The sequence below is a fragment of the Bacillus sp. AM 13(2015) genome, assembly GCF_001518755.1.
GTDB lineage: Bacteria > Bacillota > Bacilli > Bacillales > Bacillaceae > Bacillus > Bacillus safensis.
Genome location: NZ_LKCP01000018.1, coordinates 1 through 10,760, shown reverse-complemented (window position 1 = coordinate 10,760; position 10,760 = coordinate 1). Strand labels below are relative to the sequence as shown.

Here is a 10,760-nt window from a genome sequence, read left to right as displayed (position 1 = left end):
CCCCCATGATGAATCAAATCACCTTGGCCATCTCCCTCAAAATTGATCTGACTTAAATACACAGGCTCATGAATGCGCTTTTTGTTGATGGCTGTTTTGATTTCTTTTCCGTTCGCATAGGTGATGATAGGTTGTCCCACTTGGATTCCTTCTATGGCATATCTCTTCTGTCCCACGATGGCCATCTCCCTTTGGTTGTCTACTGGCTTTTATTTTACATCGTTTGACAAACAAATCAAAGTCGAGGCGTGAAGATCAGATGCAGGCTATGGTACGATGTGAAAAAAGGAGAGATGACCATGGTTCATTATCACGCCATTGTAAAAGGACGTGTGCAAGGAGTCGGCTTTCGTTATTTTGTTCAGGGAGAAGCCGTCAATCGTGGAATGAAAGGCTGGGTACGCAACACAGATGAAGGGCATGTCGAGTTAAAGGTAGAAGGTGAGCAGCAGAAAGTGATTGAGTTCTTAGAAACTGTTCGGAAAGGAAGTCCTTTTTCAAAAGTCACCGACATGCACATGGAGCCACTCGCCAAGCTGGCTCATTATAAGGATTTTCGAATACGGTCATAAAAAAAGCCTAGCTCGCGCTAGGCTTTCAGATTGTTGACAAAGGGCTAAAATGATCTTTATTTTAGCCCTTTGTCTTCCTTTCAGCATGATAGAAAACCTTTGCAGTCTAGGAAGGGCGAGTACCGGAGCGGAGCGAATTTGACATTCGTGAGCACCGGAGCGCAGACCTGACACCGAATGCGAGGGTTTGTCTACACGCTGAAAACCTAGCTCTCGCTAGGCTTTTTCTGTCCCGTGATAGGGCTTGTCCTGATAAAAATAGTTTGGTTTCACAATGGTATTGTCGTAATGCTTGTGGAATATATGGGTAGCTGCTGGTGATACAGGGGGAATCAGCCATGTCCAGTCCCCAGTCAGCTTGCGGTCAGCCTTCTCTTCCTGCTTTTCAAACTGCTTGAATTGATGTGCTGCTGTATGGTGATCAACAATCGTCACCCCTGCTTCGCGATAAGAATGGAGAACCGCCACATTCAATTCGACAATGGCTTTATCCTTCCAAAGGGACGAATTCTTGGTCGTGTCCAGTCCTAAAAGAGAAGCAACTTTTTTTAGCATATTATAGCGGTTTTCATCCGCTAGGTTGCGTGCGCCAATTTCTGTGCCCATATACCAGCCGTTGAACGGTGCAGCGTTGTAATGAATACCGCCAATCTCTAATTTCATATCAGCAATAATCGGAACCGCATACCATTTTAGTCCCAAATCACGGAATCCATCATATTCAGGATGGGTGATCTCTACCTCTTGGACGATTTCTTTCGGAAGCTCATACAGAACAGGCGGATGACCTTTTAGCTGAAACATGAGAGGTAGAATATCAAAATGTGTGCCCTCTCCTTTCCAGCCATGGGCTTCACATAATTTTGTTAATTCAAGAGATGCCTCGTCGCCGATGATGCCATATTCCGTCTCATAGCCTGCATAACGAACGAGCTGATGATTATAAATGACGACTTCCTTCTGCTTGTGACTCTCTGGGGGAAAGATCGTAATAGACGGTTTGATTTTCCCGCCATTTGTCGCATACTCAATATGATGAAAGAGCGCCTCTTTCACCTCATCCTCAGTCTTTACATGCCGGCAGTCATGCACTTGCAGGGTCGACCAAAACAAACGGCCAATGCAGCGGTTACTGTTGCGCCATGCCATTTTCGCCCCGTGAGCTAATTCCTCTAGTGTATGCGTATAACTACCTTCAGACTCAATTTCTTTTTTTATTTCATGCAGACGTGCTGCTTTCTCTTCATTTGATTTGTTTAATTCTTCATAGCATACAGAAATAAAAGCTTCTGCTTCATTCCACAACGCTTCTTGATTACTCAAACATACTCGCCTCACTTTAATACGAATATATCCATTGTAGCGGTTTCTATTGATAAATTCACTCGTTTCAAACCATTTTTTATCAAATCATCCGACCATTGTCCTTAGACCATAGATGAATCAATACGTATAAGGGTCTTTTGGAGCCAGCGGACATAGCCTTTTTCTCTTTCGATTGCTCTTGTCAGCACTAAGTAATGACCAAATTGCGCTGAGTGCAGTGATTCAGCAGAAGGGTCTTCCTCTGTCAAAGCGTGCAGCTTTTGTTCCAGCACATCTACTTTCTTGGTGCGCTCTAAAAGTTGATATGCAAAGAGGTCAGCCGCTTCTTTTTTGTCCATGGAGGAGATGAAAAATGTTTTGAGCATGAATTCATCCTTTGTTGTTTCTGGAATCGGATCTTTTGTTCTTAACCACTGACGCAATTCTTCTTTTCCTGCCGCTGTAATTTGATAGACCTTCTTCTCCAGCTTTTTTCCTTGTATGTGAATATCAAATTCAATAAACCCTTCCTCTGTAAGACGCTTCAGCTCAGGGTAAATCTGACTGTGCTTTGCACTCCAAAACTGTCCAAGGGAGTCCTTAAAATGTTTCGTAATATCGTATCCTGTCAGCTCATGCTGATCCAGCAAGCCAAGAATGGCATATTTTAGTACTCTCATGATGTGCCTCCAACGCTTATTCTTTGACAATAGTATACCATAGACTTTAAAATAAACATGTAAATCACAACATGTTTGAAAAAACATCATTCTAATGAAAGAAGGAATAAACATGGATCAATTCGTTGGACTTCATATGATTTATACGTATGAAAATGGCTGGGAATATGAGATTTACATTAAAAACGATCACACCATTGATTACCGCATTCATAGCGGAATGGTTGGAGGACGCTGGGTCCGTGATCAGGAAGTAAATATTGTGAAGCTGACAAAAGGCGTATACAAGGTCTCTTGGACAGAACCAACTGGGACAGACGTCTCTTTGAACTTTATGCCTGAAGAAAAACGCATGCATGGCGTCATCTTCTTCCCAAAATGGGTGCATGAACGTCCAGACATCACGGTCTGCTATCAAAATGACTACATCGATCTCATGAAAGAATCTCGTGAAAAATACGAAACCTATCCGAAATATGTTGTCCCAGAATTTGCGGACATTACGTATATCCATCATGCAGGTGTGAATGACGAAACCATTATCGCAGAAGCACCATATGAAGGCATGACAGATGAAATAAGAGCTGGACGAAAATAAAAAAGCGGCACGCCCAGTGCCGCTTTTACATTTGATAAAATCTTAGCCCCTTTTTATTGAATGCCTAACGTCTTTTGAGGAAGCACGAAACGATAGACTGGCAGTTCATCACCTGTTTTTGAAGCGATAAACCCTGATGACATATAGCTGTCCTTTGATTCTGGTTCAAGGGCAAGTGACAGCAAATTGGTTTGCGGCTGTGCCGTGACATATACCTTTGTTCCTTTTGGCAGCTGACGTTTCTTGTCAACGAGTTTTGTTTCAAGCTGAATATCTGTTTTGCTCTTTTCCTCTCGTTTTGTCACCTTGTAGGCTTGTACCGGCACCTTCATGCCAACCGGCAATGTGACACTTTTTAACCCTAATGTTCTGAGTTTCCTTTCTACTCCTTCATGCCCCGGAAGAATGAGGTAAGCTGTCGGCCGTTCTCTCGTTAAGACAGGAACAGCATCGCTCGCACTATGAAAACGTACAGGAACATTGGTGGTCTGTCCTTTCTCAATATCAACCATTTCCAGCTTGTCATCAACAGGTGATTTGAAAGCATCTTGAATGACGACTTGATCGTCATCTTTTGGATGAAGCCCTTTTTTCACAAGCTTCAGCCGCTCCGTCACCATTTGCTGCTTCACCTGCTTGGCATGTTTCACCGTGGTCTCAATGATTTTTTCATGGGTGGCTACTTGCGCAGCGACGCGGCGGGAAAAATCCTCTCTCCCAATCCCAATCCCTCTGCTTTCTACAAGAAATGACAGGGCTGGCGAAAGTGCAAGGGCATTTCGGCCAATTCGCGCATCCGTTCCACCTTCATAAATGTCGATCTTGCCATCCTTTCCTCTTGTGTTTGTATAATACGAATCGTTAGAAAACCCTTTATTCGTCAGCGTTTCACGAACTCCATTAACATATAACTCATTTGATGTCAGCCGGATGCTTTCAGGAATGTTTAGATTCTTCCCTGATAGAATAAGCAAATCATGATATTTGAGAGCGCCTGATGAACCGATATCTTCAAACTGCTTTTGACCCACATCGTATTCATGGGCATCAATGACCACTTCTGGCGCATACCGATTAAATTCTTGATGCAGTGCTGTCAATTCTGGAGATTCTAATGTCATATGATCACGGTTTCCATCTAATCCGTTTGCCAGTCTGCGGTCAAACGCATAAGAACCATCAGGATTGATTCTTGGGACAATGATGATATTGACATGATTGAGTATACGCTCTCCTTCTTCACCTGCTAATCGTTTTGCAATGACGAGAGCAGATTCACCAGAGGCTGGTTCATTTCCGTGTATTTGTGCTTGGAGCCAGATTGTTGGCTTTTTTGAAAGTGGAGTAATCGAGCGATCCTTTGTAAAGTACAGGGCCGGAATGGACCTGCCTTCAATGGATGTTCCAATCTGTTTCTGCGTGGCGTAAGGACTTTTGCGGACAATGTCTCGTAAGAAAGTTTGAAGCTCTTCTTGTGTCGTAAATGTTTCTTCTTTTTTCTGAAAGGCAGGGGTATCAAACGTCTCGTCAGGCTCAGGGTATAGCTTTTTCACTGAAGCCGGCTGTTCATAATTCTTTCCGTAATAAGGGGTTTCTGCATGAGCTGAAGCTGGGCTCACCATCGACAAACTGCCTGCCATGAGGCATACAGCAGCAAAAAGAATCGTGCCTTTTCGTTTGGACATGCTATCCTCTCCCTTCGTTGATTTGCATTATAAAGAAAAAAACAGCAAAAGTGTCAGTATTTTTCAAAAATAAATCTTTTGGAGGAACAGGCATATCTTTGTCTAGGGCAAATGAATGGAGCCTGCCCAGCAATATGACCTAAAAAAAGTGCCTGCTCACAGCAGACACTTTTTATTTACCAGATGGAAATAGCCCCAATGAGAACTGCCATGACAGTCATAGCGACGACTGCCAGCACAGCCCATTTCATCCCAAATTTCTGATGCTGATCCAGTGATACGCCAACAAGTCCAACAAGTAAATGAGTCGATGGAACAAGTGGACTTAACATATGAATCGGCTGACCAATAATAGAGGCTCTGGCAATCTCAATTTTATCGACACCGTAAGCTGCCGCTGTTTCTGATAGGATCGGCAGTACGCCATAAAAGTATGCATCATTCGGCATAAAGAAAGTAAAGATCCCGCTTGTTAATGCGACAATGACTGGAATAAAGCCGCCAAGCTGCTCTGGAATTGCAGATACAATCGAAATCGCCATTTCATCAACCATTTTCGTTCCAGTTAGAATACCTGTAAAAACACCTGCCGCAAAAATCATCGAGGCAATGGCTAAAACGTTTGTGGAGTGAGCCGCAATTCGCTCACGCTGCTGGTCCAAGTTCGGATAGTTCACAATAATTGCCACACAGAAAGCAAGAACAAATAGAACAGTTAAACTGACTTTACCTGATACAAGCAGCAGCACCAATAACAAAGTCAGCGCCAGATTAAACCACCAAAGCTTCGGTCGTTTGATGTCATCTTGCAGTGCCGCTGCCATTTCATTTGCATGAATCGGCTGGTCAAGTTCAATGACACCAAGACGTTTTCTTTCGGCTTTTCCAAGAAAATAAGCAACAATAATCATACTGAGAACCCCTGCACCAATGACTGGAATCATCGGGCCAAATAAAAGTGAAGGATCGACCCCAAGTGCACTCGCCGCTCTAGGTGTGGCTCCTCCCCACGGAATTGTATTCATAATTCCCATGCCAACTCCGGCAATTCCGGCTAAAATAATTGGTCGGATGCCAAGCAGTGTAAATAGTGGAAGCATCGCTGTTGTTGTAATCATATATGTCGTTGTTCCGTCACCATCAAGTGCAACAAGCATCGTCAGGACAGCTGTTCCGACTACGATTTTTAATGGATCGCCTTTAACGATTTTTAAAATTTTCGCCACCATTGGGTCAAATAAACCCGCATCAATCATAATGCCAAAGTACAAAATCGCAAACATGATCATGACCGCTGTCGGTGCTACTTGCTGCACACCTTTGACAATCATGTCTGAAATTTCAGTAAAATGAAAACCTGCGATAAGAGCAAATGCAATCGGTGTTAACACCAATGCCGTTAAAACAGACATACGTTTCGTCATAATCAAAACCATAAATACTATCATCATAAGAAATCCTAAGATTGCTAACATATTGTTCACCCCTTATGTTGTATACGCTTTCATTAATGTGTTGGTATCCCATTTCCAACCCTTTTTGTCATCATATCTGAGGTGAGAATTGAAGTAAATATTATGAATTTTAATTCTTTTTCGGTCGATAAATGCTTTTTGTTCATTTTGTTCAAACATTGGCCTTTTTCATTCCATGAAAAAAACAAAGGGTTTATTTTAGCCCTTTGTCTTCTTGATAGAAGTCTAGGAAAGACGAGTACTGGAGCGAATGTGAGATTCGTGAGCACCGGCACACAGGAATGCGGGCGAATGCAAGGGTTTGTCTACATGCTGGAAGCGGTCTCACTCGACCGCTTGTTCTCCTTGTATCAATTGCTCGTATTGCCTTAATTGATCTTCCATAAAGATCTTTGCCTCTTTGCTGTTCATATAACGACTTGTCCAGCCCTTTTGCTTTAATCGTTTTTTCCATAACCTCGTTTTCGTCATTTTTTGAAGAAGCTGATCCCATTCACGAATGTCATGCTGACTCATTTGTTTAGGGCCCATCACACCGCGCCAATGGGAAAAGATGAGCGGAATGCCCTGCTCTTTCCATGTCGGCACATCTTCAAATCCATCTAAGCGCTCGCTGGTTGTCGTGGCTACGAGCTTCAGCCTCTTTTTTTCATAATCATGACGAACCTCTGTAATAGTAGTCGTTGCTGCATCTACCTCATGGTCGATGAGCGCCTGAAATAAATCATCTGCACTGTCAAATTTCAGAAATTGAATGCGATATGGATCAATCTCTGCCATTTCTGCTGCCCGGGCGAATGAGATTTGATCATCATTTCCAAAGTCAGGGGCAAACCCAATTTTTAAGGAATCTGGTTTTTTCTTGAGTGCGTGTAACAGCTCCTTCCCATTTGCAAAAGGAGAATCCACTGGGACTGCGACGACCTGCCACTCTTCTGCAAGGATTGCCAGCGGTGTCACATCATTCATCGTCACGTTACTGCTGCCAAGCAAGTTACGGCTTAACAATAAGCTTGAATTTAAACTGATATAGTTGGCTTCTCGCTCCATCATGTAGGTCCATCCTTTATCCACCGTTCCGCCTCTTTGATAAAGAATGTTCACAGGCCGTTTCACCAGCTTCTCTTGTTCAAGCACTGATTTCATCACCTGAGCCGTTTGGTCAAATCCTCCCTCTGGTACACCTGACACTACAATATATAAGGAGCTTTGCTGAAGGAAAGAATCTCCGGCCTCTTTTTCATTAAAGGTGAGCGTGATACAAAGGCAGAGCACGATAACAAAAAATATTGCTTTTTTCATCTTTTATGACTCCGCTTGTTTGGCAGGATAATATTTCCGTTCAGGTCTACCAATGATTCCGTATGCAAGCTCTGCCCGGCATTCCCCTGTTGTCACGAGATACTCTACGTACCTTCTCGCAGTTGTACGTGATGCGCCCATCTTTTCCCCGAGTTCTTCTGCTGTAATTCCGCTATTTTCAGATGCCATCAATGTTTTCACTTTATCCAAGGTCAGTGAATTGACGCCCGTGGGAAGATCTCTGTCATCCCTTTGTTTTGGCTCTTCCTGCATTTGCCCAAAAAACAGATCGATCATCGTTTGATTGACTTCATCCTTTGAATTGATGATGTCTTTCTTTTCTTTATATTCGGTTAAAACTTGTGCAAACTTTTGTGCAGTTACCGGTTTGATTAAATAATGAACCACTCCGTAATGAAGTGCATCTCTTAAAAGCGTCGTTTCCGTTGCAGCTGTGATAATGATCACATCTACTTCAGGACAGCGTTCTCTTAAAAGCGGTAGCAGGTTTGTACCGAGCTCATCAGGCATATAGACATCAAGCAAGATGAGATCAACTTTTTCCCTTTGGAGCGCCTCCCACATATCCTTTGCACTCTTTGCCTTTCCGGCGACCCTAAATCCTTCTATCTTTTGTATATAAGATTCATGAATGGCAGCGATTCGAAAATCATCCTCCGCAATGAGTACCTTAATCACCATCTATTCCCCCTTTGTGCCTTTCGGTATGTATACAGTAAAGATGGCACCGCCTTCTTTTTGGTTCGCAACTTCAATCCAGCCCCCAAGCTCGTCCAATACTTCTTTCACATTCGCAAGCCCGTAGCCTCGTCCTTCTCCCTTTGACGAATGGCCTCTTGTGAAAATCTGTGACAGTTCCTCTTCATTCACTCCATCACCTGAATCTGACACTTCTATGATAATATCAAACCCAATATCTGTGATGAATAGGTCTACCTCGCGCTTCTCCTTATTTAATACAGCTTCAAAAGCATTATCTACGAGATTGCCAATGATGGTGATAAAGTGAGATAGACTTAAATGAGCTGGGAGCGGCTCTAGTGAGCTATTTTCATCAATGTGGAAATGGACTTTTTTCTCAGATGCTTTCCCTAGCTTGCCAAGTAAGATGGCTTGTATTTTAGGAGATCGAATCTGCTTCATGAGTAAATCGTGCTGTCGGTTTTGCAGATGATATTCTTCTTTAATTAAGTCGATGGCTTCATCGACTTGATTCAGCTCAAGCAGGCCTAAGATGGCATACAGCTTATTTGAGAATTCGTGCGTTTGTGCTCTCAGGTCTTCTGAATATTGGCTGACCTCTGTTAATGTATCCAGCAGCTTCGTCAGTTCGGTTTTCTCCCTAAAGCTCACAATCCCTCCGAATACTCGATTGTCCTGCATTACCTTTTTCACATTTAAAACATAGGTTTTATCATTGACGACGGTTTCGATGTTAGGTTCAATCGTCTCTGCCTTTAAATAGAGAAGAAGTTTGGCATTTGGCAAGACTTGATCAATATGCAGGGGCAGTTCTGCTGAGACGCGCAGCATATGTTCAGCTGATGTATTCATCATCGTAATCGCGCCTTTCTGGTCAAACGCAATGATCCCTTCTTTTATAGCGAGCAGCATCGCTTCTCTTTCTCGATACAGCGAAGCAATTTCATGCGGCTCAAGCCCTAATGTATCTTTGCGAATACTCTTCGTTAAAAAAATCGCACCGAATATGCCAGGTAAGAGCACTAAAAGAGCAATATAGCTAAGCTTCAATAGCTGATGAGCTGTCGCTTGATCAATTTCCTTTTTTAAAAATTCGACGGTAACTGTCCCAATAATTTCTTCATGCCCTTCTGTTTCTTTCATAATGGGCGCACTGCCTCTGACAACGGTTTCACCATTAGAATCATCAGTTGATATAGAAGTTCCTCCAAATAAGAGGGTACTTCTTCCTTCCGATACACTGATGGTTTTTCCTACGTCCTCATGATTAGTATGAACAAGAACCTTTCCTTTTCGATTGGTAATAAAGATGGCATGTGCTCTTACTTGCTCCTTCATTTGCTCAAGCACTGCCTGTTCTTCATTTTGGGAAGCTGACACGGCCACCGATGCTTTAATGGGCGGCATATAGGATATCGTTCTAGCGGTCTGCACCGCCAGCTGTTCAGCTTGTCCCTGCCTTTCCGATGTCTGCAGAAAACCAAAGCAAATGGTTAATAACGCAATGACAACAAGCAAAAGCCCGATAATTAACCCCAAAATTTTCGTTTGTAAAGTAACTTTCCTTTTGCCCATCCTCACCGCCACAACCCCTAATTCAGTAGATTCACCCGAATAGACTCTAAGAAAATGATATCATTTTTTCTTACTAAGTTAAGAGAAAATTCTTTCAAACAAAAAAGGACGACTCAGAATCGAGTCATCCCTGTATACCTATTACGTGATCGATAAACCAGCACTCGCATAGCCTGCTACGGTATTCACTAAGGATAGACCTGTAGCTGATGCAGAGAATACAACAAGCAATCGTGTTTCAGGTGTGACTGGTACATTTAGACCAGTCGCAATACCGTTTGAAATAGCACCCAGTGTTAAAACTCCAGTTAAAGCTGGGGCTAATGTGACACTCGCTACTTGTGTAAAGCTGTTATTTGGTGTCGGTGAAGCGAACAGACTAGCCGTTACGGTAACACTCGTGCCAACTAAAGAAAGAGCTGCTGTTGTGCTGAAATAGCCGGCAAATGACGTGATTGTTCCAGCTCTCGGAACTGAGAACGCCATGTTGATTAATGTACCCGCAGCGCCTGTTAAATCAATAACTCCGCCTACAATACTGACACCTGTCGCTGAGTTACCAAATCCGATCAAACTGGATGTTCCAACAAGTCCGCCTGCAATTGTTGTCAGGACAGCAGGTGTACCTGAAGCAAATGGAATGATCGCACTCGATCCTGTCACACCTGTTGGACCTGTTGCTCCGGTCGCTCCGGTACCTGTGACGCCGGTGGCTCCGGTTACTCCTGTTGCACCTGTTAAACCTGTGGCACCAGTGGCTCCGGTTACTCCCGTTGCTCCTGTTGCTCCGGTTACCCCAGTTGCACCTGTTAAACCCGTGGCGCCAGTGGCTCCGGTCGCTCCGG

At 43.4% G+C, this 10,760-nt stretch carries 10 protein-coding genes and 1 pseudogene; 2 read left to right on the top strand and 9 right to left on the bottom strand.

Annotation, left to right across the window (positions count from 1 at the left end):
• Positions 1-176 (bottom strand): annotated as a pseudogene (locus AOQ70_RS02250) (MOSC domain-containing protein); the annotation flags it as partial.
• A 123-nt stretch (positions 177-299) separates the two neighbouring features.
• On the opposite strand from AOQ70_RS02250, the gene AOQ70_RS02245 reads away from it, so the two are divergent.
• The gene (locus AOQ70_RS02245; RefSeq protein WP_059374722.1) at positions 300-572 is read left to right on the top strand and encodes an acylphosphatase; all 273 of its coding nucleotides are present in this window, start codon (positions 300-302) and stop codon (positions 570-572) included.
• Positions 573-788: 216 nt separating this feature from the next.
• Here the strand turns inward: AOQ70_RS02245 and AOQ70_RS02240 are convergent, their stop codons facing one another.
• Both AOQ70_RS02240 and AOQ70_RS02235 read right to left on the bottom strand, forming a co-directional pair.
• Positions 789-1,895 carry a nitric oxide synthase oxygenase gene (locus tag AOQ70_RS02240; protein WP_058837493.1) on the bottom strand — a complete coding sequence of 369 codons (1,107 nt, stop codon included), beginning with the start codon at positions 1,893-1,895 and terminating at the stop codon, positions 789-791.
• Positions 1,896-1,999: 104 nt separating this feature from the next.
• Entirely contained in the window at positions 2,000-2,557 is a 558-nt protein-coding gene (locus AOQ70_RS02235) for a PadR family transcriptional regulator (protein ID WP_058837494.1), read from the bottom strand.
• A 112-nt stretch (positions 2,558-2,669) separates the two neighbouring features.
• Here AOQ70_RS02235 and AOQ70_RS02230 point away from each other — a divergent pair, with 112 nt between their 5' ends.
• Positions 2,670-3,155 carry a phenolic acid decarboxylase gene (locus AOQ70_RS02230; protein ID WP_008341777.1) on the top strand — a complete coding sequence of 162 codons (486 nt, stop codon included), beginning with the start codon at positions 2,670-2,672 and terminating at the stop codon, positions 3,153-3,155.
• Between the two features lie 53 nt (positions 3,156-3,208).
• On the opposite strand, the gene AOQ70_RS02225 is transcribed toward AOQ70_RS02230, so the two are convergent.
• The 6 genes from AOQ70_RS02225 to AOQ70_RS02200 form a co-directional block, all read right to left on the bottom strand.
• On the bottom strand, positions 3,209-4,840 hold the full coding sequence (locus AOQ70_RS02225) for a M14 family metallopeptidase (protein WP_058837495.1): 1,632 nt from the start codon (positions 4,838-4,840) through the stop codon (positions 3,209-3,211).
• Positions 4,841-5,016: 176 nt separating this feature from the next.
• On the bottom strand, positions 5,017-6,315 hold the full coding sequence (locus tag AOQ70_RS02220; RefSeq protein ID WP_034283666.1) for a citrate:proton symporter: 1,299 nt from the start codon (positions 6,313-6,315) through the stop codon (positions 5,017-5,019).
• Positions 6,316-6,639: 324 nt separating this feature from the next.
• Entirely contained in the window at positions 6,640-7,617 is a 978-nt protein-coding gene (locus tag AOQ70_RS02215) for a tripartite tricarboxylate transporter substrate-binding protein (RefSeq protein ID WP_059374720.1), read from the bottom strand.
• A 3-nt stretch (positions 7,618-7,620) separates the two neighbouring features.
• Complete coding sequence (locus tag AOQ70_RS02210; protein WP_059374725.1) at positions 7,621-8,316, bottom strand: response regulator; 696 nt, start codon at positions 8,314-8,316, stop codon at positions 7,621-7,623.
• 3 nt (positions 8,317-8,319) lie between these two features.
• On the bottom strand, positions 8,320-9,915 hold the full coding sequence (locus AOQ70_RS02205) for a sensor histidine kinase (RefSeq protein ID WP_059374718.1): 1,596 nt from the start codon (positions 9,913-9,915) through the stop codon (positions 8,320-8,322).
• 141 nt (positions 9,916-10,056) lie between these two features.
• Positions 10,057-10,760 (bottom strand): exosporium glycoprotein BclB-related protein (locus AOQ70_RS02200; protein WP_059374716.1); only part of this gene is annotated, 704 nt, incomplete at its 5' end.

What these genes read in the sequence shown, in the direction of transcription:
- AOQ70_RS02220 (WP_034283666.1), bottom strand. Translation starts at nt 6,315, where the DNA reads ATGTTAGCAATCTTAGGATTTCTTATGATGATAGTATTTATGGTTTTG.
- AOQ70_RS02205 (WP_059374718.1), bottom strand. Translation starts at nt 9,915, where the DNA reads ATGGGCAAAAGGAAAGTTACTTTACAAACGAAAATTTTGGGGTTAATT.
- AOQ70_RS02225 (WP_058837495.1), bottom strand. Translation starts at nt 4,840, where the DNA reads ATGTCCAAACGAAAAGGCACGATTCTTTTTGCTGCTGTATGCCTCATG.
- AOQ70_RS02230 (WP_008341777.1), top strand. Translation starts at nt 2,670, where the DNA reads ATGGATCAATTCGTTGGACTTCATATGATTTATACGTATGAAAATGGC.
- AOQ70_RS02235 (WP_058837494.1), bottom strand. Translation starts at nt 2,557, where the DNA reads ATGAGAGTACTAAAATATGCCATTCTTGGCTTGCTGGATCAGCATGAG.
- AOQ70_RS02245 (WP_059374722.1), top strand. Translation starts at nt 300, where the DNA reads ATGGTTCATTATCACGCCATTGTAAAAGGACGTGTGCAAGGAGTCGGC.
- AOQ70_RS02215 (WP_059374720.1), bottom strand. Translation starts at nt 7,617, where the DNA reads ATGAAAAAAGCAATATTTTTTGTTATCGTGCTCTGCCTTTGTATCACG.